The organism is Paracoccus sp. NBH48, assembly GCF_015390265.1.
Classification (GTDB): domain Bacteria; phylum Pseudomonadota; class Alphaproteobacteria; order Rhodobacterales; family Rhodobacteraceae; genus Paracoccus; species Paracoccus marcusii.
Genome location: NZ_VUOJ01000001.1, coordinates 684,713 through 707,228 on the forward strand (window position 1 = coordinate 684,713; position 22,516 = coordinate 707,228).

Here is a 22,516-nt window from a genome sequence, read left to right on the forward strand (position 1 = left end):
ATGTCAGGTTCTGTCAAACAGACGCAAACCAAGGGTCACAGGTTCCGGGATTGCCGTAGAAAGGCGGTCGAAAGCAGGGGGACGCGTTTTGGTGATAATCTGTATTATGTACCATAAAAGTCTTTCCGGTTAGCCTTTCAACCTTTTCACCACTTGTCCCTATGGCACGCATCTTTCAAGGTTCCGGAAAATGGATCGGAGGATCACATGGCCGTATCGCCACCCGTCTGCGATTTCGATGCGCCTTGGCACGACTTTGCGCTGCGCGATACGGACGGATGCGTCGTGACGCTTTCGCAGGTCGCCGGATCGCGCGGGACGCTGGTGATGTTCATCTGCAACCATTGCCCCTATGTCAGGTCGATCCTGGACCGCATCGTCCGCGATGCGCATGCGCTGATGGACCACGGCATCGGCGTCGTTGCCATATCTTCGAACGACGTCGCGGCCTATCCGGAGGATAGCCCGGCGCATATGAAGGACTTGGCGCAGCGAAACGGTTTTCGCTTTCCCTACCTGTATGATGCGGATCAGTCGATCGCACGGGCCTATGGCGCCGAATGCACGCCTGACTTTTTTGGCTATTCCGCCGACGGTCGGTTGCAGTATCGCGGTCGACTGGATGCCTCGACCCGCACGGCGGCGGCGACGGACGCCCGCCGCGACCTTTATCTGGCCATGGTGCAGATCGCGGAAACCGGGCAAGGTCCGCGCGATCAAGTTGCATCAATGGGATGCTCGATCAAATGGAAGGCCGCATGACCATGGACAGACCCTGCCCGATCATATTCGACCTGGACGGCACGCTGATCGACAGCGCGCCCGACATCCACGCCTGCGTGAACGCGGTCCTGCGACAGCATCAGATCGCACCGCTGCCCCTGGCGCGGGTGCGCAGCTTCATCGGTGGCGGGGTCGAGCTGCTGTGGACCCGGATCATCGCCGCCTGCGGTATCGAGCCGGTGCATCGGCCCGCGCTGATCGCGGCCTTCATGGCGCGCTATCATGATGCCACGGCCCTGACGCGCCTGTTTCCGGGCGTTATCGAGGCTGTAGGGCGGCTGGCCGATGCGGGTCATCCCTTGGGCATCTGCACCAACAAGCCGATGGGCCCGACGCGCCGCGTGCTGCAGCATTTCGCGCTGGATCGTCTGTTTTCCTGTCGTTGTCGGAGGGGACAGCCTGCCGCAGCGCAAGCCCGACCCCGCGCCCTTGCGCCTGGCCCTGCAAATGCTGGGCGTGGAGGGGAATGCACCCCGTGCGCTCTATGTCGGTGACAGTGAATTTGACGCGAATTGCGCGGCGGCGGTGCCAGTGCCGTTCCTGATCTATTCGGGCGGCTATCGCATGACGCCCATCGCCGATCTGCCGCATCACGCGGCCTTCGATCGCTTTGACGATCTGCCAGGTCTGGTGGATCAGGCGATGGCGCTCTAGGCAGCCGGCTTGACAACCGGCGGCGAAAGACGCCACTTCGGGGCGGACCCGTGCACGAAAGGCCCCATGATGGATCTGCGCCAAATCAGCCCCAACCTCGCCGTCTCTCCGCAGATCCTGCCCGAGGATGTCCCGGCCTTGGCCGACGCGGGTTTCAAGGTCCTGGTCAACAACCGCCCCGACGAGGAGGTCGAGGCCGAGATCGATCACGATGCGATGGCGCAGGCGGCAGAGGCTGCCGGAATGCGTTATCATTACCTGCCGTTCCACCCGGGCCAGATCACGCCGCAGCTGATCGCGGATTTCGGGACGGCGACCGTGGGACAGGGGCCGGTGATCGCATATTGCCGGTCCGGCAACCGCAGCACGGTCCTGTGGGCCCTGACGCAGGCCGGGCGCATGCCCGAGGATGAGATCCTGAAGACGGCCGACGCCGCCGGGTATGACCTCAGCGGCGTGCGACCGCTGATCGCATCGCTGGCCAGCCGCAAGGGCTAGACCGGGCAGGGCAGTCCCCCCTGCCCTGCCCCGTGTCGTCAGGCAGGCACGCCAAATGACCGCTTGACATTTGCGGTCCAACCAAGTCCGGAAAGATCGTCGGCGCGAATCGCCGGGCGCTTCATCACGCTCGGCTTTTCGCCCATCATGGCGACCGGATCGGCCGCGCGCTGGTCCTCGGACATGCCGCGCCATGTCAGGCTTGCGCGGTTGATGATCTTGTCACCGAACTGCGCGACAAGGGCCGCGTGTTCCTCCGCGGACAGCGGCTCCTTCTGGACATCGCGGAACTGTACCGTCCATCCGTTGTCCTGCAGGTCGGCCTGCGCCTTCTGGCAGGTCGAACAATGGGCAAGGCCGTACATCGTCAGCGTCTTGGACATGGATACCTCGTCAGATTAAGGGAACGAAGGGCACGCCGCAGGCAGTCAGGGTCAGGGTCGCCAGCAGGGCAAGGGTCAGGCGCATCGGTCGTGGTCCTTCATGGGTCAGGCCCGATGTATCGCCCCCCGCAGCAGGTGCCACAAGTCACAAATCGTCGCTGCCAGGGTCGTGGAACTGCGCGCGCACCCGGCGCATCGCCCACCAGACGCCCAGCACCGTCAGGGGCGTCAGCACGGCGACGACCAGCGTCTTGTCCAGCCCCGCGCGCCCTGCCAGCGGCGCCAGCGCATAGCTCAGCAGGCCCACCGCGTAATAGCTGATGGCGACGACCGACAGCCCCTCAACGGTGTGCTGCAGCCGCAGCTGCATGTCGGCGCGGCGGTCCATGCGGTGCATGATCTTCTGGTTCTGGGCGCTGCGTTCGACATCGACGCGCGTGCGCAGCAGCTCGGCCGCGCGGGCTGTGCGTTCCAGCATCGTGGCCAGCCGCCGTTCCGCCGATTTCGCCGTGCGCATGGCCGGCTGGTACCGTCTGCGCATGAATTCGGTCAGCATCTGGCGGTCCAGGAACCGCGTCTCCCGCAGGGCGGCAATCCGGTCATGCACGATCGCCTCATAGGCGCTGTTGGCGCCGAACCGGAAGGAATGCAGGACAGCCTGCGCCTCCAGCTGGGTCGAGACCGCCAGCAGGTCAGGCAGCAGCTGTTCGGCGGGCTGCGCGTCGTCGGTCATCGATTCCAGGATCGCGGTCAGGCGCGGCTCCAGCTCGTTCAGGCGGTTGACCAGACCGCGCGCGCGTCCAAGGCCCAGCATCGACATGGCGCGATAGGTCTCCAGCTCGACCAAGCGATGCACCAGGCGCCCGATGCGGCCGTCCGACGTGCCGGGCCGCACGAAGATCGCGAACCGCATCCAGCCATCCGCGTCGATGCGGAAATCACCCGCGACCATCGCGGTCTCGTCCAGCGCCCAGATCGCGGCCAGGCTGTCGCGCGCGAACCAGCCGTCGATGCGGGCCAGCGCCTCGGCCGGGTCATCGGGCAGCAGGTCGACCTGGATCATCACCGCCGCGACGCGCTTGCCAGGCGCGGCGTGCTGCCAGGCGTCGGGAAAGATCGCCGCCGCCGATGGATCGAACGGACGGATCGGAAGACCCGGCGTCATCGCCATATAGGTCACAAACTCGGTGTGGCTCTCCCATTTCAGTTCGTGACGGCCAAGCTGGCCCTGATAGTGGCTGTCATCGGGATCGGGGCGTGGACCGCCATGGCGGCTGACCAGCTCGCCCAGATGCGCGAGATCCTGTGCCCGGTCGCGGTTGGCGGCGTCGCGCGGTTCCTTGAACGCCACGAAGACCGCGGTCGCCGGCGCGGTGATCCGCGGCGAGGGCCGGGCATGCAGTTCGTTGACCAGCGCATAACGCAGGGGATGTTCTGTGGCCGGGTTCATCTGCCGCTCCTGAAGACGGGGCAACGGCCCCTGCCCCATTTCAAGACCACCGCGACAGGCGGCACAAGTGGGAACGCCCGCCGGCTGTGAACCGGCGGGCGTCCGTGGCACGATTGCGCCGGATCAGTCGATCATGGGCAGCAGCTTGTTGATGCTGTCCTTGGCGTCGCCATAGAACATCCGGGTGTTCTCCTTGAAGAACAGCGGGTTCTCGATGCCGCTATAGCCGGTGCCCTGCCCGCGCTTGGACACGAAGACCTGCTTGGCGCGCCACACCTCCAGCACGGGCATGCCGGCGATGGGGCTGTTCGGATCGTCTTGGGCCGCGGGGTTCACGATGTCATTGGACCCGATGATGATGACGACGTCGGTCGAGGGGAAATCCTCGTTGATCTCGTCCATCTCCAGCACGATGTCATAGGGGACCTTGGCCTCGGCCAGCAGCACGTTCATGTGGCCCGGCAGACGCCCCGCGACGGGGTGGATGGCGAAGCGCACCGTCTTGCCCGCCGCGCGCAGCTTGCGCGTCAGTTCGCTGACCGCGCCCTGCGCCTGCGCCACGGCCATGCCATAGCCCGGCACGATCACGACGCTGTCCGCCTCGTTCAGCGCGGATGCCACGCCGTCCGCATCGATGGCGATCTGTTCGCCCTCGATCTCGGCTGCGGGGCCGGTCTCTCCGCCGAAACCGCCCAGGATCACGCTGACGAAGTTCCGGTTCATCGCCTTGCACATGATGTATGACAGGATCGCACCCGACGATCCGACCAGCGCGCCCGTCACGATCAGCAGATCGTTCGACAGGGTAAAGCCGATCATCGCCGCCGCCCAACCGGAATAGCTGTTCAGCATCGACACCACGACCGGCATGTCCGCGCCGCCGATGCCCATGATCAGGTGATAGCCGATGAAGAACGCCAGCAGCGTCACCAGGATCAGCCAGAACACCGCCGGACCGACGCCGGTGAAATACAGCACCCCGATCAGCAGCGACAGCGCCAGCGCGCCCGCGTTCAGCATGTGGCCGCCCGGCAGCTTCTTGGGCTTGCCGTCGACACGGCCCGCCAGCTTGCCGAAGGCCACGACCGACCCGGTGAAGGTCACCGCGCCGATAAAGATGCCCAGGAAGACCTCGATCTTCAGCATGGCGATCTCGGGGGCGGTCTTGTGGGCCAGCAGGGCCGCAAAACCGGTCAGTTCGGCCTCGAACCCTTCGGCACGCAGGCGCAGGACGCGCGACAGCTCGATCTGGGCGTTGAAGCCGACAAAGACCGCGGCCAGACCGACCAGCGAATGCATCGCCGCGACCAACTGGGGCATCTCGGTCATCTGCACGCGCTTGGCGACCAGCCAGCCGCCCGTCCCGCCGATGGCGATCATGATCAGCGACAGCAGCCAGTTGCCCGCGCCCGGCCCGAACAGCGTCGCAACGACCGCAAGGCCCATGCCGACGATGCCGTACCAGATCGCGCGCTTGGCGCTTTCCTGTCCCGACAGCCCGCCAAGCGACAGGATGAACAGGACCGAGGCGACCACATAGGCCGCAGTGGTGAATCCGTATTCCATTGTCCCGACCCCTTACGACTTCTGGAACATGGCAAGCATGCGCCGGGTGACCATGAAGCCACCAAAGATGTTGACCGATGCCATCAGCACGGCCAGCGCGCCCAGGATCACGACCCAGGCCGATCCCGACCCGATCTGCATCAGCGCGCCCAGGATGATGATCGAACTGATCGCGTTCGTGATGGCCATCAGCGGCGTGTGCAGCGAATGCGCCACGTTCCAGATCACCCGGAAGCCCACGAAACAGGCCAGCACGAAGACGATGAAATGCGACATGAAGCTGGCGGGCGCGATCAGCCCGATCAGCAGCACGACCAGGCCACCGCCCAGCAGAAGCTTGATCTGGCTGGCGGTCTCGGCCTTGAAGGCCGCGGCGTCGGCGGCGCGGCGTTCGTCGGGGGTCAGCTCCTTCTTCTTCTCCTTGGGCTTCTGCGCCGCGATGGCGGCGACCTTGGGCGGCGGGGGCGGCCAGGTCACGTCATGATCATGCACGACCGTCGCGCCGCGGATGACGTCGTCCTCCATGTTGTGGACGATGACGCCATCCTTCTTGGGCGTCAGGTCGGCCACGAAATGGCGGATGTTGTTGCCGTACAGCTCGGAGGCCTGCGCGCCCATGCGCGACGGAAAGTCGGTATAGCCGACGATGACCACGCCGTTGTCGGTGACGATGCGTTCATCCGGCACGGTCAGTTCGCAGTTGCCGCCCTTTTCAGCCGCCAGATCGATGATGACGCTGCCCTGCTTCATCATGGCCACCATGTCGGCGGTCCACAGCTTGGGCGCGTCGCGGCCGGGGATCAGCGCCGTGGTGATGACGATGTCCATCTGGGGTGCCAGCTCGCGGAACCGGGCCAGCTGCTTCTCGCGGAACTCGGGGCTCGACGGCGCGGCATAGCCGCCCGTGGCGGCGCCGTCCTGCGCGGGCGCGTCGAAGTCCAGATAGACGAACTCGGCACCCATCGATTCGATCTGTTCGGCCACTTCGGGGCGCACGTCAAAGGCATGGACCTGCGCGCCAAGGCTGACCGAGGTGCCGATGGCCGCAAGACCCGCGACCCCTGCCCCCACGACCAGCACCTTGGCCGGCGGGACCTTGCCTGCCGCCGTCACCTGTCCGGTGAAGAAGCGGCCAAAATTGTTCGCCGCCTCGATTACGGCGCGATAGCCCGCGATGTTGGCCATCGACGACAGCGCGTCCATCTTCTGCGCGCGGCTGATGCGCGGCACCATGTCCATGGCGATCGCGGTGATGCCTTGGTCCTTGGCCTGCGCCAGCAGTTCGGCGTTCTGCGCCGGATAGAAGAACGAGATCAGCGTCTGCCCCGGCTTCATCTGGCCGATCTCTGCCGTGGTCGGCTGGCGCACCTTGGCCACCACGTCCACCGCATCGATCAGCTCCGCCGCGGTCTGGCAGACCGTCACGCCGGCACCGCGATAGTCGTCGTCAGCGAAACCCGCGCGCGCGCCCGCGCCGCTTTCCACGAACACGTCATGCCCCAGCTTGCCCAGATGCGCGGCGGTGGATGGCGTGATCGCCACCCGCGCCTCGCCCTCGAAACTTTCCCTCGTTGCGCCAATCTTCATGGCTCTGATGCCCCCCGGTCTGGTGATCTTTCGTCGCAAACGTCATAGCATCGCGAAATATTGTTTCACAAGGCTGCGCTGTCGCGACCGGCTCGGAAAGACAACTGTGGCGGCTTGGGAACAACCGGTTCAGCGCATGTGAAAACGGCCCGGATGCGGATGCATCCGGGCCGTTCCGTGACCTGACCGGTCGGATCAGTTGGCCGGGGCCGGGGTCGTGGTGGTCGCCGGCGCGGTGGTCGCAGGCGCAGGGGTGGTCGCGGGCTCTTCGACGCTGACGGCGTCGTCAACAGCGTCAGCCGCGCTGTCGGCTGCATCTGCTGCGGCATCCGCTGCGTTCGATGCGGCCTCGCCTGCACCGTCAACGGCGTTGTCGATCGCGGTGCCGGCTGCGTCGGCTGCATTGCCTGCGGCTTCGACCGCGCTGTCGGCAGCGGCGCCGGCGGCATTGGCGGCGTCGTCGGCTGCATCGGCGGCACCGGCGGCGGCGTCATCGGCGGCCTCTGACGCGCTCTCGGCTGCGGCCTCTGCTTCGGCTGCCGCGTTGTCGGCAGCGGCTTCGGCCTCGGACGCCGCGGCATCGACTTCGGGTTCTTCGACGACGGCGGGGGCCGTGGTCGTCTCGGGGGCGGCCTCGGTGGTTGTCACCGTGGTGGTGTCACCTTCGACGACGGTCGTGTCATCAGCCATGAAACGCTGCAGCACGAAATAGGCCAGCGCCAACGCCAGCAGGACACCGATGATCAGCGGCAGCGCGGACGACTTGCGCTCCACGGGCTCGACATAGGTTTCCTTGGGGGTGGTGCCGGGTTTCACGCGGTTCGGATCGTTGGGATCATAGCTCATGCAGGTCTCCGATTCAGACTGTATTTTGACCGGGTTAGGTCGCGAAGCTGTGGCGTGTGACCGTTCGGCTGTCAACCGCCAACGCCCGACGCCACGCCTTGCGAGCCGGCGTTCAGGCGATTAACACCGACTAAAGGCCGGGGTTCCGCTTGCGGCCGCATTTTTACGAAAGGCCGCTGACCATGTCCGTCGAGAAACCGCAGCCTGTCCAGCACCTTGCCGATTACCGTCCCTGGCCGTTCACCCTGTCACAGACCCGGCTGGACGTGACCCTGGCCCCCCGCGACACGGTCGTTCTGACCGAACTGGACCTGGAGCCGTCGGACCAGCCGGTCGATCTGGTGCTGGATGGCGGCGCGGGGCTGCGGTTGCAGTCGCTGCGCATCGACGGGCTGACCGTGGACCCGGCCCACGTCCTTCGCGACGACGAGACGCTGACCATCCGCGCCTCCGCCCTGCCCCGCGTGCCCTTCACGCTGGCGACCGACGTGCGCATTGATCCGCAGGACAATACCGCCTTCGAGGGGCTGTATCTGTCGGGCGGCATCTTCTGCACCCAGTGCGAGGCCGAGGGGTTTCGCCACATCACCTTCTATCCCGACCGCCCGGACGTGATGACCACGTTCCGCGTCACGCTGCGCAGCGACCTGCCGGTGCTGCTGTCGAACGGCAACCCCGTGCGCGCCCAGGACGGCGTCGCGGAATGGGACGATCCCTGGCCCAAGCCTGCCTATCTGTTCGCGCTGGTGGCGGGCGATCTGGTGGCGGTCAGCGACAGCTTTACCACCCGGTCGGGGCGCGCGGTCGATCTTAACGTCTGGGTCCGTCCCGGCGATCAGGACCGTGCGGGCTTTGCGATGGAGAGCCTGATCAAGTCGATGCGCTGGGACGAGGACGTCTATGGCCGCGAATATGACCTGGACGTGTTCAACATCGTCGCGGTCGACGATTTCAACATGGGCGCCATGGAAAACAAGGGGTTGAACATCTTCAACTCGAAACTGGTGCTGGCCTCTCCGGATACCGCGACCGATGGCGACTATGAGCGGATCGAGGCGGTGATCGCGCATGAGTATTTCCACAACTGGACCGGCAACCGCATCACCTGCCGCGACTGGTTCCAGCTGTGTCTCAAGGAAGGGCTGACGGTCTTTCGCGACCAGCAGTTCACCAGCGACCTGCGCTCGGCCGCGGTCAAGCGGATCGAGGATGTGCAGACCTTGCGCGCGCGGCAGTTCCGCGAGGATCAGGGTCCGCTGGCCCATCCCCCGCGTCCCGACCGGTACGAGGAGATCAACAACTTTTATACCGCGACGGTCTATGAGAAAGGCGCAGAGGTCATCGGCATGCTGAAGCGGCTGGTCGGTGACGACGGCTATGCCCGCGCGCTGGACCTGTATTTCGACCGCCACGACGGCGATGCCGCCACCATCGAGGATTGGCTGAAGGTCTTCGAGGATGCCACCGGCCGTGACCTTGCCCAGTTCAAGCGCTGGTACACCGACGCCGGGACCCCTGTTCTGACCCTGCAGGAAACCTGGCAGGACGGCACGCTGACGCTGGACTTCACGCAGCAGACGCCGCCCACTCCCGGTCAACCCGACAAGCTGGCCCGCGTCATTCCGATCGCGGTCGGCCTGATCGGCCCGAACGGCGACGAGGTCGCGCCGACCCGCGTCCTGGAGATGACCGAGGATCGGCAAAGCTTCAGCTTCGAGGGTCTGGGTGCACGGCCCGTCGCGTCGGTCCTGCGCGGGTTCTCGGCCCCCGTGATGCTGCAGCGGCAGATGGACGATGCGACGCGGGCCTTCCTGCTGGCCCATGACACCGACCCCTTTGCCCGGTGGGAGGCGGGGCGCGAACTGGCGCTGTCCGCCTTGACCCAGCTGGCGCGCGGAGCGGATGCGGGCGACGACTACATCACCGCGATCGGCGCGCTGGCCGGCGATGCCGAGGCCGATCCGGCATTCCGTGCGTTGTGCCTGAACCTGCCCGGCGAGGAGGAGATCGCGACCCGTCTGGCCGCTACCGGCACCACGCCCGACCCCGATGCGATCCACCAGGCGCGTGCGGGGCTGGCCCGCCGCATTGCCATGGCGCATCAGGATCTGCTGGCAGAACTGTACGACACGATGACCGTGCCGGGCGCCTATTCCCCCGATGCGGACGCGGCTGCGCGCCGGTCGCTGCGCATCGCGGCGCTGGGGTTGTTGGGGCGGATCGACGGCGGCGACCGGGCCGAGGTGCTGTTCGGCATCGCGGGCAACATGACCGAACGCATGGCCGCACTTGCCGTGCTGCTGCGCCTTGGCCGCGGCGACAGTGCGTTGCGGATGCTGCACGACGAGTTCGCCGACAACCGGCTGGTCATGGACAAATGGTTCGGCATCCAGGTCATGGCCGCGCCCCCGTCTGACGCCGTCGCCATCGCGGAACGGCTGGCCGCGCGCCCCGATTTCGACTGGAAGAACCCCAACCGCTTTCGCGCGCTGCTGGGCGGTCTGGCGGCGAACCATGCGGGCTTTCACGCGGCCGACGGGTCGGGCTATGCATTCACGGCGGATTGGCTGATGTGCATGGATGCGGTCAACCCCCAGATCGCCGCGCGCATGTCCACCGCGTTCGAGACATGGCCCCGCTATGACGCCGCGCGCCGCGATCACGCGCGCAATGCATTGGAACGGATCGCATCTCTCGCGGGTTTGAGCCGCAATACACGCGAGATGGTCTCGCGCATGATCGCTGCGGGACGCTGAGGGGGACGCGATGGGCAAGCATGAGGAGGCCCGCGCCGAGATGCAGGCGCGCCTGGACCCGCTTGATCGCGGAGCGGGCGCCCTGGCTGTTTTCGGGCCGTCCCCGCGATCGCGTGGCGCGGTGGGCGATGATGCATCTTCTGCGCTATCCCCGCACCGTCGATCTGGGCGCCGAGTTTCGCGACCTGCCCCCGGCCGAGATATTCCGTCGGATGAGCGACCTGATCGTCCGCGATCTGCAGGTCGATGGGTTGGAGCATATCCCCGCCACCGGCCCTGCCCTGATCGTGGCCAACCATCCCACCGGCATCGCGGACGGGATCTTCCTGAATGCGGTGATCTCGCAGCTGCGCGACGACGTGTTCATCTATGCCAACCACGACATGATCCGCGTCTTGCCGCAGATGATCGACATGATCGCCCCGGTCGAATGGCGGGTCGAAAAGCGCAGCCATGCCAAGACCCGCGCGACGATGGACTATACTCGCGACGCGATTGCGGCGGGCCGGATCGGCCTGATATTTCCGTCGGGTCGCCTTGCCAAGCGCACCGGCCTGACCCTGAACGAGCGTCCCTGGATGGCGAGCGCCGCAATGATCGCCCGCAAGTTCGACCTGCCGGTGATCCCGCTGCGCATCCGGGCGCGAAATTCGGCGCTGTTCTATCTGTTCGACAAGATCCATCCGACGCTGCGCGACGTGACGCTGTTCAACGAGGTGTTGAATAAGACCGGCCAACCCTATCGCGTGACCATCGGCGCACCGATCATGCCAGCGGACCTGCCGCGCAGCAGCGACGAGGCGATCCTGGCGTTGCGGCAGGCCGTCCTGTCGCTGCCCACGCCGGGCAGCACCGCGATCCGCCTGACCCGCAGCCGCGGCGTCGCCCGCCTGACAGGAGCCCGGCGCCCCGTAGGCGGCTGATTGCGTCCCGCGACGGCCGGGGGGCCAGCCCCCCGGACCCCCCGCCCGGTGCCTCTGCCCGACGGGACGTCAGACGTCCGTCACGTCACCATGTCATCGCGATGGATCAATGCCGCCCGACCGGGATAGCCCAGGATCGTCTCGATCTGTGCCGAGTGATGACCGGCGATGGCCCGCGCTTCGGTTGCGGTATAGCGGATCAGCCCGGTCGCCAGACGCTGGCCGGCGTGGTCGGTGATCGCCACCGGATCGCCGCGCCCGAAATCGCCCTGCACCTGCGTCACGCCCGCAGGCAGCAGCGATTTGCCACGGCCAAGCGCCAGGCGCGCACCATCGTCCACGATGACCGTGCCCTTGGGCTTCATCGCGGCGATCCAGCGCTTTCGGGCAAGCTGCGGATCCGCCTCGGGCAGGAACCACGTAGTCCGGGCGCCCTGTGCAACGGCCGACAGCGGGCGGAGGACCGACCCCTCGGCAATCGCCATCGCACACCCGCCCGCCACCGCGGTGCGCGCAGCCATCAGCTTGGTCTTCATGCCGCCCTTGGACAGGCCCGACACGGGGTCGCCGCCCATCGCCTCGATCTCGGGGGTGATCGTCTCGATCACCGGCAGATGGCGGGCCGTCGGATCGGTCTTGGGGTTTGCCGTATAGAGCCCGTCGACATCCGACAGCAGAAGCAGTTGGTCCGCGCCGCAGGTCACGGCGATCTGCGCGGCCAGGCGATCGTTGTCGCCAAAGCGGATCTCGTCGGTGGCGACGGTGTCGTTCTCGTTCACGATGGGCACGACGCCCAGGCCCAGCAGGGTCTGCATCGTCGCGCGGCTGTTCAGATAGCGGCGACGGTCGGCACTGTCTTCCAGCGTCAGCAGAACCTGTGCAGTGATGACGCCGTGGGGTGCCAGAGCCTCCTCATAGGCGCGGGCCAGGCGGATCTGGCCCACGGCCGCCGCGGCCTGAGCCTGTTCCAGCGGCAGCGCGCCGGAAGGCAGGCCCAGCACCCGCCGCCCTAGCGCGATCGACCCTGAACTGACCAGCACGACGTCGCAGCCTTGCGCCCGCCATGCCGCCACATCGTCGCACAGCCCGCGCAGCCAGTCGCCGCGTAGGCCCTCGGGGCCGACCAGCAGCGCCGAGCCGATCTTGACGACCAGCCTGCGGGCCCCGCCAAGCTGCGGCATGCTCACGGCTGCCATGTCCCCTCGGGCGTTTCGGGGGCGGCGGGGGCGCGCGAGGGCTCGATCTGGGTCCACAGCGCGCGCAGCACGTCGGTCACGCCGGTCCGGGCCACGCCCGACATCAGCATGACCGGATGGCCCAGCTCCGCCTCCAGCGCGGCGCGGCGCTCGGCGATCTCCTCCTCCTCCAGCGCATCGATCTTGTTCAGCGCGGTCACGCGGGGCTTCTGCATCAGAACCGGCGAATAGGCCTCCAGCTCGGTCAGGATGGTGCGCGCATCCTCGGCCACGGTCTCGGATGTGCCGTCCACCAGATGCAGCAGCACGTTCGACCGTTCGACATGGCCCAGGAACTGATCGCCCAGGCCCCGGCCCTCGCTCGCGCCCTCGATCAGACCCGGAATGTCGGCCATCACGAATTCGCGCCCGTCCACGCCGACGACGCCAAGGTTGGGGTGCAGCGTGGTGAAGGGGTAGTCGGCGATCTTGGGACGCGCGTTCGACACGGCGGCCAGGAAGGTTGACTTGCCGGCATTGGGCAGGCCCACAAGGCCCGCATCCGCGATCAGCTTCAGCCGCAGCCAGATGGTCCGCTCGACCCCCTCCAGCCCAGGATTGGCAGTGCGCGGGCTGCGGTTGGTCGAGGACTTGAAATGCAGGTTCCCCCAGCCCCCGTTGCCGCCCTTGGCCAACAGCACGCGCTGTCCGACCTCGGTCATGTCCGCGATCACGGTCTCCTCGTCCTCGTCCAGGATCTCGGTGCCGACGGGCACCCGCAGCACGACGTCGTCGGCGGACTTGCCGGTCATCTGGCTGCCCATGCCGTGCTGGCCGGACTTGGCAAAGAAATGCTGCTGATAGCGGAAGTCGATCAGGGTGTTCAGCCCATCGACCGCCTCAGCCCAGACATCGCCGCCGCGGCCGCCGTCACCACCATCGGGACCGCCGTATTCGATGAACTTCTCGCGGCGGAACGACACGCAGCCCGCGCCACCCCCGCCCGAGCGGATATAGACTTTGGCGAGGTCGAGAAATTTCATGGGACAGCTCCTTTTGCCGGATGCCGATACGCCCTTGACGCCTGTGGCGCAAGGGTTCCGGGCTGGCAATGCCGGGATGCGCGCCTATGTAATGGTCAAAGGAGACCGCGATGATCCGTTTCGACAACAGCTATGCCCGGATGCCGCAAGGGTTCTTTGCCCGCGTGGACCCCACCCCCGTGACCGCCCCCAGCCTGCTTGCGCTGAACGGACCGTTGGCGGATCGGCTGGGGCTGGACCGCGACGCGCTGACGGTCGAGATGCTGTCGGGCAATGCCGTCCCGCAGGGTGCGGCGCCGCTGGCCCAGGCCTATGCCGGGCACCAGTTCGGCGGCTTCGTGCCGCAGCTGGGCGACGGGCGCGCCGTCCTTCTGGGAGAGATCGTGGCCCCCGACGGGGCGCGGTTTGACATCCAGCTGAAGGGATCGGGACCGACGCCCTTCTCTCGTCGCGGCGACGGGCGGGCCTGGATGGGGCCGGTGCTGCGCGAATACCTGGTCAGCGAATTCATGGCGGCGATGGACGTGCCGACGACCCGCGCGCTGGCCGCCGTCGCCACCGGCGATCAAGTGTGGCGCGAACAGGGCGGCCTGCCCGGCGCCGTCCTGACCCGCGTCGCCGCCAGCCACATCCGCGTCGGCACGTTCCAGTACTTTGCCGTGCGCGACCGCAAGGATGCACTGGCGGCCCTGACCGACCCACGTGATCGCGCGCCACTATCCCGACGCGGACGGCCCCCTGGCCCTGCTGGACCGGGTGGTTGCCGCGCAGGCCGAAACGATCGCGCAATGGATGGCGCTGGGCTTCATCCACGGGGTGATGAACACCGACAACATGGCGATCTCGGGCGAGACGATCGATTACGGGCCCTGTGCCTTCATGGACGTCTATCACCCCGACACGGTCTTTTCCTCGATCGACCGCCAAGGGCGCTATGCCTGGGCGAATCAGCCCCAGATCGCGGTCTGGAACCTGGCCCAGTTCGCGACCTGCCTGATCCCCCTGATGGGAGAGGAGGAGGCCGCGGTCGAGGCCGCCACCACCGCCGTCCATCGCTTTGCACCGCTGTATCAGGCCGCGTGGCTGCGCCGGTTCGGCGACAAGCTGGGCATCGACGGCGCCGCGAACCAGTCGCTGATCGAGAGCCTGCTGCAGATGATGGCCGAACAGCGGGCGGATTTCACCCGTGTCTTCGCGGGGCCTGTCGGACGGGACCGCGCGCGACGAATTCGCAGATCTCGCGCCCTTCGACACCTGGGCCCCGCGACTGGCAGGCGCTGTCGCCCGACACGACCGCGATGGTCCGGGCCAACCCGCGGCGCATTCCGCGCAACCACCGGGTCGAACAGGCGATCGCATCCGCCGTGGCGGGCGACATGGCGCCTTTCGAACGACTGTTCGACGCGATCACCCATCCGCGCGACCTGCGCACCGATTGGGCAGATCTGGCGCAGGCACCGACGCCTGCGCAGGCGGTTCGCCAGACGTTCTGCGGCACCTGACGGGGTTGTGCGCGCCTGCCCCTTGTGCGTGACGCAGACCCCGCCAAGATCACCCGCAACGCCAGTTCGGACGGATTGATGCTGAAGATCGCAAGCTACAACCTGCACAAGTGCCGTGGGATGACCGGCCCGCATGCGCCGCTGCGCAATCTGGCGGTGATCCGGTCGCTGGACCCGGACATCATCGCCCTGCAGGAGGTTGATTTTCGCCTTGGCGCCCGCCCCGAGGCCCTGCCGCGCAACCTGATCCAGTCGGAAACGGGGCTGGTGCCTGCCGACATCTACGGCACGACCGAAAGCAGCCTGGGCTGGCATGGCCAGACGATCCTGATGCGTCCGCATCTGGCCGAACAGGCGGTGCTGCGCCGCTTGCCCCTGCCGGGTCTGGAGCCGCGCGGCGCGGTGGCCCTGCGCCTGCCGGGCCTGACACTGATCGGCGCCCATCTGGGGCTGGCGCGATCGTCGCGGCGCGCGCAGCTGGCCCGGATCACCGCGCAGGCCTCTCGGATCGCGGACGACCACATCGTGATGATGGGCGATTTCAACGAATGGCGCGACGACCGGGGCCTTGAATCGCTGGCCGGGTTCAGGGTCGTGGCGCCGGGACCGTCCTGGCCCGCACCCCTGCCCCGGCTGCGGCTGGACCGGATGGCCCTGTCCACGAACCTGCACGTCCTGGAAACCGGCGTCTTCAACGAGGCGGGCGCGCGCGACGCGTCCGACCACCTGCCGATCTGGGCGCGCATCCGCTTTCCGTGAAGATTGCGAAACCGGGCTTGCGGCGCTAACAAGGCGCCAAGCATCAACCGGAGTGCGCTTATGACCGCCATCATCGACATCTTCGCCCGTGAAATCCTGGACAGCCGCGGCAACCCGACCGTCGAGGTCGACGTGACCCTGGAAGACGGCACCATGGGCCGCGCGGGCCGTTCCCTCCGGCGCGTCGACCGGCGCGCACGAGGCGGTCGAAAAGCGCGACGGCGACAAGTCCCGCTATATGGGCAAGGGCGTGCTGGAGGCGGTGGCCGCCGTCAACGGCGAGATCGCCGAGAACCTGGTGGGCGAGGATTCGACCGAACAGCGCGCCATCGACATGATGATGTGGCGAGCTGGACGGTACGCCCAACAAGGGGCGCCTGGGCGCCAACGCGATCCTAGGCGTGTCGATGGCGGTGGCCAAGGCCGCGGCGGATGCGACCAACCAGCCGCTCTACCGCTATGTCGGCGGTACCAGCGCGCGCATCCTGCCGGTCCCCGATGATGAACATCATCAATGGCGGCGAACATGCGGACAACCCTATCGACATCCAGGAATTCATGATCATGCCCGTCGCCGCGGAGAACATCCGCGAAGCCGTACGCATGGGCTCGGAGATCTTCCACACGCTGAAAAAGGAGCTGTCGGCGGCGGGCCTGTCCACGGGCATCGGCGACGAGGGCGGCTTTGCCCCGAACCTGTCGTCCACCCGCGACGCCCTGGATTTCATCCTGAAGGCCATCGAGAAGGCCGGCTATCGTCCCGGCGACGACATCATGCTGGCGTTGGACTGCGCCTCCACCGAATACTTCAAGGGCGGCAACTACGAGATGAAGGGCGAGGGCAAGTCCCTGACCCCCGGCGAGAACGTCGATTACCTGGCCGCCCTGTGCGACGCCTATCCGATCCTGTCGATCGAGGATGGCTGCGCCGAGGATGACTGGGACGGCTGGAAGCAGCTGACCGACCGTCTAGGCGATCGCGTGCAGCTGGTCGGCGACGATCTGTTCGTGACCAACCCCGTGCGCCTGGCCCAGGGGATCGAGCGCGGCTGCGGCAACAGCCTGCTGGTCAAGGTCAACCAGATCGGCACGCTGTCGGAAACGCTGGACGCCGTGCGCATGGCCGACCGCGCGGGCTATACCAGCGTCATGTCGCATCGTTCGGGCGAGACCGAGGACGCGACCATCGCCGACCTGGCCGTCGCCACCAACTGTGGTCAGATCAAGACCGGTTCGCTGGCCCGTTCCGACCGGTTGGCCAAGTACAACCAGCTGATCCGCATCGAGGAAATGCTGGGCGCCACCGCCGAATACGCCGGCCGCAGCATCCTGCGCTGAGGCCTCAGTCCGGCCCCGCCTCGGGGCCGGACCTTGCCATCTGGCCCAGGGTATGCAGCGCGGCGGCCAGCCTGTCGCGCGGCATCCGACAGTTCAGCGCGATGCGCACTCCCTGCACCGGCGCCTGTCCCGGTCCGCAGAAATCCGACGACGGGCGCACGATCACCCCCGCCGCCGCCGCGCGCGACGCGAAATCGGCGGCCGTCCACGGCGCGGGCAGCGGCAGCCAGACCATCGGCACGCCGGCCTGACCCCGCGCATCCAGACCCGCCAACGCCTCCTGCGCCAAGGCCAGCCGATCCGCCACCTGCGCCTGAACCTCGCGGGCGATCCGATCGCCATCGCCGGACCGCAGCAGCCGCGTCACAAGCCCGGTGATCGGCTGTGACAGGCCCATATGGCTGTGCTGCGCGGCCACGCGCCCCGCCTGGCCCATCCCCTCGGGACAGATCAGCACGCCGAAGCGCAGGCCCGCGGCGATGATCTTCGACAGGCTGCTGACATGCCAGACCCGCTCGGGCGCCAGCGCGCGCAGGCTGGGGGGCGCATCGGGACGCGGGCTGGGCGCATAGCATTCGTCCTCGATGATCTGCAGGTCGTGACGGCGGGCCACCTCGACGATGCGGTCGCGCCGGGCGGCCCCATCGACGCCAGCGTCGGGTTCTGCGCCGAGGGCGTCAGGCACACCAAGCCGCGCCCCCGTGGCGCGGGCGACGCGGTCCAGATCCTCGGGGATCATGCCCTGATCGTCCAGCGCCACCGCCTGTGTCTGGGCGCGCATCAAACGCGCCGCGTGGGTGATGCCGGGATAGGTCAGCGCCTCGACCATGACCTGCGCGGGCTGATCCGCCAGGCACAGCGCCATGACCAGCGTGATCGCGTGCTGACCGCCGTGCGTCAGGACCATGTCGTGGTCGGCCACCGTCCCCAGGGGTCGGACGGACATCCAGTCCAGCGCCGCGCCCCGGCAATCCTGGTCGCGGCTGAGCGGGGTGTAATCCAGGACCGACGCGTCCATGTCCGCCGCCATCGCCGCCAGATGCGTGGCCAGGACGCGCGCCTGACCGCAATCGGGCAGCTGCGGGATGCGCAGGTCGGCCGGGCCCTGCGGGGATGCGGGGTGGTCCAGGCTTTCGTACAGCAGCGGCTGCGGCACCGGGCGACGGGGGCGCGCCGCGGCGATGAAGCTGCCGCGTCCCACATGGCTTTCCACGACGCCTTCGGCGGCGGCCACCTGATAGGCCCGGGCGACGGTCCCGGTCGTGACCTTCAGCCGCCAGGCCAGGTCGCGCATCGGCGGCAGGCGCGTGCCGGGCGCCAACTGGCCCGACCGCGCGGCCTCGCGCAGGGCGTTGGCCAAGGCCCGGAACTTGGGTCCGGGCTGGCCGGTCAGGTCGGGCTGCCAATCCTCGATGCGCATCTGAGCCTCCTTGCCGCGACATCCCTGATAATGCGCCGTTTTTGCGGGCACAATCGCCTGCGTGCGGTTGCGCGACCGCATCAGGGCCGGCGGCGCGAAATAACTTTGGGGGATCGGTCTCAGAACACTCGACAGGCCTGAAAGCGGGGCTAAACTGTCGGCCATGCAGGGTGGGAAGTTGCGGGCCGAGGGGGCCCACCGACCCAAGCGGAGGAGACAGAATGAAAGATTCCAAAGCGTTGGACCGGCGGTCCTTCATCGCGCGGGCGTCCATCGGCGGTGCTGCGGCGGCAGCAGGCAGCGTGCTGGCCGCGCCCGCCATCGCGCAAGAGGCACCGCAGATCAACTGGCGCCTGGCCTCCAGCTTTCCCAAGTCGCTGGACACCATCTATGGCGGCGCCGAGGAAATCTCTCAGCGCCTGTCCGAGGCGACCGACGGCCGCTTCCAGATCCAGGTGTTCTCGGCCGGAGAGATCGTGCCGGGCCTGGACGCCATCAACGCGACCACCGACGGCACCGTCGAATGTTCGCATTCGGTGGGCTACTACAACTGGGGCAAGGACCCGGCCTTCGCCTGCGGTGCCGACCTGCCGTTCACCTTCTCGGCCCGCGCCAAGAACGCCTACAACTATCAGGGCGGCGGCATCGAGAACTACAACACCTTCCTGGAAAAGTACAATCTGGTCAGCTATCCGGGCGGCAACACCGGCGTGCAGATGGGCGGCTGGTATCGTAAGGAAATCAACTCTCTGGCCGACATGCAGGGCCTGAAGATGCGCATTTCCGGCCTGGCGGGCCGGGTCGTCGAGAAGCTGGGCGTGGTGCCGCAGCAGATCGCCGGCGGCGACATCTATCCCTCGCTGGAGCGCGGGACGATCGACGCGGCCGAATGGGTCGGCCCCTATGACGACAGCAAGCTGGGCTTCCAGAAGGTCGCGCCCTATTACTACTATCCCGGTTTCTGGGAGGGCGGCCCGACGGTCAGCTTCTTCGTGAACAAGGGCAAGTGGGACGAACTGCCGGAGAACTACAAGTCGCTGTTCCGGACCTGCGCGCAGGCTACCGACCAGAACATGCTGGCGAAATACGACATGAAGAACCCGACCGCGCTCAAGGAGCTGGTCGGTTCGGGCGCTCAGCTACGCTCGTTCAGCGAGGAGGTGCTGGCCGCATCCTTCGCCGCCGCGAACGAGGTCTATGCCGAGGTCTCGGCCGAGAACGAGTCCTTCAAGACGCAGTACGAGGCGATGCTGCAGTTCCGCGACGACTGGTACCTGTACCAGCAGACTGCGGAGTACACGTTCGACACCTTCATGATGATCCAGCAGCGCAACGGCACCCTGGCCGTCGGCGGCTGATCGGTCGACCCGACCGGAATGCGAAACCCCCGCGCAGGTGCTGCGCGGGGGTTTTTCTTTGGTGCATCGGGCCCGCGGTGACGGGCCCGCCCGTCAGTTCCCCGACAGGCCCGGAGGAGGCCCGCCGAAGCCCAGGCCCATCCCGCCGGAGGGTGCCGCCGCCTCGGGGGTCGCGGCTTCCGGCGCAGGGTTGGCCGGTGCGGGTGCGTCCGGGGCGGTTGCGTCCGGGGTCGGCGTCGCCGGAGCCGGCTGCTGCTGGCCGAAAGGCGATCCGCCCAATCCGCCAAGCGTGCCGAACCCGCCGCTGCCGCCCTGCGGGGCCGCGCCGCCACCGCCCAGCCCACCACCGAGGCCACCACCGAGACCGCCGCCAAGCCCCCCACCATGGCCGCCGCCCATGGGGATCTCGATCCGCATGTTCGACGTGTCCACGACCGGTCCCTTGTAGTGCATGACCATCCCCGGGAACGCGATCACCGCCGCAATCATCAGGACCTGAAGCCCCACGAAGGGAACCGCGCCGCGATAGATGTTCAGGGTGGTGATCGGGTCCATCATCAGACCGGTGATCTTGTCCCGATAGGATTTCCGCGGCGCGACCGAGCGCAGATAGAACAGCGCAAAGCCCACGGGCGGCGTCAGGAACGATGTCTGCATCGTCACCGCCAGGATCACCCCGAACCAGACCAGATCGACGCCGAGCGCATTCGCCGCCGGGATCAGCAGCGGCACGATGACGAAGGCCAGTTCGAAGAAGTCCAGGAAGAAGCCAAGGATGAAGATGATGATGCAGGACACGATCAGGAAGCCCGTGACCCCGCCGGGCAGTGCGGTCAGCAGGTCGCGCACCCAGATATGGCCGTTGACCGAATAGTAGGTCAGCGAGAAGACGGTCGCGCCCAACAGGATGAACATCACGAAGGCCGACAGCTTGACCGTCGACAGCAGCGCCTGGTTCAGCACGTCGAAGCTGAGGCGACGCTTGATCGCCGAGAGGATCAGCGCGCCCATCGCGCCCATCGCGCCGCCTTCGGTGGGCGTGGCGATGCCCAGGAAGATCGTGCCCAGCACCAGGAAGACCAGCGCCAGGGGCGGGATCATCACGATGATGACCTGCCGCGTCATCGGCGACAGCCAGCGTCCACCCGTCGCGCGGTCGGCGACCGCCAGGATCAGCAGGACCACGACCGCCAGGGTCGCCGCCCAGATGGGTGCGTTCGTGACGCCGTTGGCGTCCATCCAGCGGCTGGCCAGCTGGAAGATCGCGACGGCCAGCACAATCACCACGGCCAGCGACCAGCCGCCGCCGCCCAGGCTGCGCGCCTCCAGCGGCAGGGCGGGCATGGCCTTGGGGCGCAGGATCGACAGGATCAGGACATAGACGATGTAGACGCCGACCAACGCCAGCGCCGGGACCATCGCCGCCTTGTACATGTCGCCCACGGAACGTCCCAGCTGGTCGGCCAGCACGATCAGCACCAGCGACGGCGGAATGATCTGCGCCAGCGTCCCCGACGCCGCGATCACGCCCGTCGACAGGCTTTTGTCATAGCCGTAGCGCATCATGATCGGCAGAGAGATCAGGCCCATCGAGATGACCGAGGCCGCGACCACGCCGGTCGTGGCCGCCAGCAGCGCGCCGACCAGGATCACCGCATAGGCAAGGCCCCCACGGACCGGGCCGAACAGCTGGCCGATGGTGTCTAGCAGCTCCTCGGCCATGCGGGACCGTTCCAGCACGATCCCCATCAGCGTGAAGAACGGGATGGCCAGCAGCGTGTCGTTGCGCATCACGCCGAAGACGCGGTCCCCAAGCGCCCCCAGCAAATTCCAGCCCAGGTTCACCTGGTCGGACAGGGGCGTCAGGAACACCCCGAAGAAGAAGAACAGCAGCCCGTTGGCCGCCAGCGCAAAGGCGATCGGATAGCCGAACAGCAGGAACGCCACCATCGAGAAGAACATTATGGGGGCAAGGTTGTGGGCGATAAGGTCGATCACGGGCGGCGCTCCGGTTCATCGGTCTGGTCGGTGCGGCCCGTCAGCATTAGCCCGGCCTCGTGATTGGCGGCCTCGTTCGGGCCGGTGTTCTGGTGCGGATCGGGAATGATGCCGCGCATGACGGCGATCTTTTTCACGATCTCGGACAGGCCCTGGGCGAACAGCAGACCAAAGCCCACCACCAGCACGCCCCGCGCCGGCCAGAGCGGCAGGCCGCCCGCGTTCATCGAGATCTCTCCAGTGCGGATACTACCCATCAGGGCGGGCCAGGTCAGCCACAGCATGACCGTGGTGAAGGGCATCAGGAACAGGATCGTGCCCAGAAGGTCGATCCAATGCTGCACCCGGCGCGACCAGCGGCCATAGATCACGTCGATGCGGATATGTTCGTTCTCAAGAAGCGTCCAGGCCGAGGCCAGCATGAAGGCCGCGCCGAACAGGTACCACTGTGCCTCCAGCCAGGCGTTCGACGACATG

16 protein-coding genes and 5 pseudogenes are annotated in these 22,516 nt (G+C 67.1%); 11 read left to right on the plus strand and 10 right to left on the minus strand.

The genetic code is table 11. The annotated features are described in order from the left end of the window. Window positions 1-207 precede the first annotated feature (207 nt). From F1642_RS03380 to F1642_RS03390, 5 genes and pseudogenes are all read left to right on the plus strand, one after another. Entirely contained in the window at window positions 208-762 is a 555-nt protein-coding gene (locus F1642_RS03380) for a thioredoxin family protein (protein WP_194885437.1), read from the plus strand. 2 nt (window positions 763-764) lie between these two features. Further along, window positions 765-1,100: pseudogene (locus tag F1642_RS16295) on the plus strand (HAD hydrolase-like protein); the annotation flags it as partial. Continuing rightward, a pseudogene (locus F1642_RS16300) lies at window positions 1,069-1,263 on the plus strand (hypothetical protein); the annotation flags it as partial. The pseudogenes F1642_RS16295 and F1642_RS16300, both read left to right, overlap by 32 nt. A gap of 51 nt (window positions 1,264-1,314) precedes the next feature. Further along, on the plus strand, window positions 1,315-1,437 hold the full coding sequence (locus F1642_RS16305; protein ID WP_370582766.1) for a hypothetical protein: 123 nt from the start codon (window positions 1,315-1,317) through the stop codon (window positions 1,435-1,437). A gap of 69 nt (window positions 1,438-1,506) precedes the next feature. Continuing rightward, window positions 1,507-1,935, plus strand: coding sequence for a TIGR01244 family sulfur transferase (locus tag F1642_RS03390; RefSeq protein WP_045980867.1), 429 nt, complete (start codon window positions 1,507-1,509; stop codon window positions 1,933-1,935). Window positions 1,936-1,973: 38 nt separating this feature from the next. Here F1642_RS03390 and F1642_RS03395 read toward each other — a convergent pair whose 3' ends face one another. The 5 genes from F1642_RS03395 to F1642_RS03415 form a co-directional block, all read right to left on the minus strand. Next, window positions 1,974-2,318: an arsenate reductase family protein gene (locus F1642_RS03395; RefSeq protein ID WP_255522071.1), complete on the minus strand. Its 345-nt coding sequence runs from the start codon at window positions 2,316-2,318 to the stop codon at window positions 1,974-1,976. 145 nt (window positions 2,319-2,463) lie between these two features. After that, window positions 2,464-3,768, minus strand: a complete 1,305-nt coding sequence (locus F1642_RS03400) for a DUF3422 family protein (protein ID WP_194885438.1) — start codon at window positions 3,766-3,768, stop codon at window positions 2,464-2,466. A gap of 123 nt (window positions 3,769-3,891) precedes the next feature. Next, complete coding sequence (locus tag F1642_RS03405) at window positions 3,892-5,334, minus strand: NAD(P)(+) transhydrogenase (Re/Si-specific) subunit beta (RefSeq protein WP_045980869.1); 1,443 nt, start codon at window positions 5,332-5,334, stop codon at window positions 3,892-3,894. A gap of 12 nt (window positions 5,335-5,346) precedes the next feature. Beyond that, window positions 5,347-6,921, minus strand: coding sequence for a Re/Si-specific NAD(P)(+) transhydrogenase subunit alpha (locus tag F1642_RS03410; RefSeq protein WP_194885439.1), 1,575 nt, complete (start codon window positions 6,919-6,921; stop codon window positions 5,347-5,349). A gap of 195 nt (window positions 6,922-7,116) precedes the next feature. Continuing rightward, window positions 7,117-7,767: a hypothetical protein gene (locus F1642_RS03415; protein WP_194885440.1), complete on the minus strand. Its 651-nt coding sequence runs from the start codon at window positions 7,765-7,767 to the stop codon at window positions 7,117-7,119. Window positions 7,768-7,949: 182 nt separating this feature from the next. Here F1642_RS03415 and pepN point away from each other — a divergent pair, with 182 nt between their 5' ends. Together pepN and F1642_RS03425 are read left to right on the plus strand one after the other, a co-directional pair. Continuing rightward, window positions 7,950-10,523: an aminopeptidase N gene (gene pepN, locus F1642_RS03420; protein WP_194885441.1), complete on the plus strand. Its 2,574-nt coding sequence runs from the start codon at window positions 7,950-7,952 to the stop codon at window positions 10,521-10,523. Between the two features lie 40 nt (window positions 10,524-10,563). Then, window positions 10,564-11,446: pseudogene (locus tag F1642_RS03425) on the plus strand (1-acyl-sn-glycerol-3-phosphate acyltransferase). 80 nt (window positions 11,447-11,526) lie between these two features. Here the strand turns inward: F1642_RS03425 and proB are convergent. Then, window positions 11,527-12,642, minus strand: coding sequence for a glutamate 5-kinase (gene proB, locus F1642_RS03430; RefSeq protein WP_194885442.1), 1,116 nt, complete (start codon window positions 12,640-12,642; stop codon window positions 11,527-11,529). After that, window positions 12,630-13,664 (minus strand): GTPase ObgE, encoded by a 1,035-nt coding sequence (gene obgE / locus F1642_RS03435; RefSeq protein ID WP_194885443.1) that lies wholly within the window; start codon window positions 13,662-13,664, stop codon window positions 12,630-12,632. Before obgE ends, proB begins: the two co-directional genes overlap by 13 nt. 110 nt (window positions 13,665-13,774) lie before the next feature. Here obgE and F1642_RS03440 point away from each other — a divergent pair. From F1642_RS03440 to eno, 3 genes and pseudogenes are all read left to right on the plus strand, one after another. After that, window positions 13,775-15,166 (plus strand): annotated as a pseudogene (locus F1642_RS03440) (YdiU family protein). Window positions 15,167-15,244: 78 nt separating this feature from the next. Then, window positions 15,245-15,925 carry an endonuclease/exonuclease/phosphatase family protein gene (locus F1642_RS03445; protein ID WP_045981399.1) on the plus strand — a complete coding sequence of 227 codons (681 nt, stop codon included), beginning with the start codon at window positions 15,245-15,247 and terminating at the stop codon, window positions 15,923-15,925. A gap of 60 nt (window positions 15,926-15,985) precedes the next feature. After that, window positions 15,986-17,263, plus strand: a pseudogene (gene eno / locus F1642_RS03450) (phosphopyruvate hydratase). A gap of 4 nt (window positions 17,264-17,267) precedes the next feature. On the opposite strand, the gene F1642_RS03455 reads toward eno, so the two are convergent. Then, on the minus strand, window positions 17,268-18,683 hold the full coding sequence (locus F1642_RS03455) for a PLP-dependent aminotransferase family protein (protein ID WP_194885444.1): 1,416 nt from the start codon (window positions 18,681-18,683) through the stop codon (window positions 17,268-17,270). 239 nt (window positions 18,684-18,922) lie between these two features. Between F1642_RS03455 and F1642_RS03460 the strand changes: the two genes are divergently transcribed. Further along, complete coding sequence (locus tag F1642_RS03460) at window positions 18,923-20,041, plus strand: TRAP transporter substrate-binding protein (protein WP_139598623.1); 1,119 nt, start codon at window positions 18,923-18,925, stop codon at window positions 20,039-20,041. A gap of 93 nt (window positions 20,042-20,134) precedes the next feature. On the opposite strand, the gene F1642_RS03465 is transcribed toward F1642_RS03460, so the two are convergent. After that, window positions 20,135-22,039, minus strand: coding sequence for a TRAP transporter large permease subunit (locus tag F1642_RS03465; RefSeq protein ID WP_194885445.1), 1,905 nt, complete (start codon window positions 22,037-22,039; stop codon window positions 20,135-20,137). Beyond that, on the minus strand, window positions 22,036-22,516 hold a 481-nt coding region (locus F1642_RS03470; protein ID WP_194885446.1), incomplete at its 5' end, for a TRAP transporter small permease subunit. The genes F1642_RS03470 and F1642_RS03465, both read right to left, overlap by 4 nt.

What these genes read in the sequence shown, in the direction of transcription:
- F1642_RS03415 (WP_194885440.1), bottom strand. Translation starts at nt 7,767, where the DNA reads ATGAGCTATGATCCCAACGATCCGAACCGCGTGAAACCCGGCACCACC.
- pepN (WP_194885441.1), top strand. Translation starts at nt 7,950, where the DNA reads ATGTCCGTCGAGAAACCGCAGCCTGTCCAGCACCTTGCCGATTACCGT.
- F1642_RS03445 (WP_045981399.1), top strand. Translation starts at nt 15,245, where the DNA reads ATGCTGAAGATCGCAAGCTACAACCTGCACAAGTGCCGTGGGATGACC.
- F1642_RS03405 (WP_045980869.1), bottom strand. Translation starts at nt 5,334, where the DNA reads ATGGAATACGGATTCACCACTGCGGCCTATGTGGTCGCCTCGGTCCTG.
- F1642_RS03410 (WP_194885439.1), bottom strand. Translation starts at nt 6,921, where the DNA reads ATGAAGATTGGCGCAACGAGGGAAAGTTTCGAGGGCGAGGCGCGGGTG.
- F1642_RS03390 (WP_045980867.1), top strand. Translation starts at nt 1,507, where the DNA reads ATGGATCTGCGCCAAATCAGCCCCAACCTCGCCGTCTCTCCGCAGATC.
- proB (WP_194885442.1), bottom strand. Translation starts at nt 12,642, where the DNA reads ATGGCAGCCGTGAGCATGCCGCAGCTTGGCGGGGCCCGCAGGCTGGTC.
- F1642_RS03380 (WP_194885437.1), top strand. Translation starts at nt 208, where the DNA reads ATGGCCGTATCGCCACCCGTCTGCGATTTCGATGCGCCTTGGCACGAC.
- F1642_RS03395 (WP_255522071.1), bottom strand. Translation starts at nt 2,318, where the DNA reads ATGTCCAAGACGCTGACGATGTACGGCCTTGCCCATTGTTCGACCTGC.
- F1642_RS03400 (WP_194885438.1), bottom strand. Translation starts at nt 3,768, where the DNA reads ATGAACCCGGCCACAGAACATCCCCTGCGTTATGCGCTGGTCAACGAA.
- obgE (WP_194885443.1), bottom strand. Translation starts at nt 13,664, where the DNA reads ATGAAATTTCTCGACCTCGCCAAAGTCTATATCCGCTCGGGCGGGGGT.
- F1642_RS03455 (WP_194885444.1), bottom strand. Translation starts at nt 18,683, where the DNA reads ATGCGCATCGAGGATTGGCAGCCCGACCTGACCGGCCAGCCCGGACCC.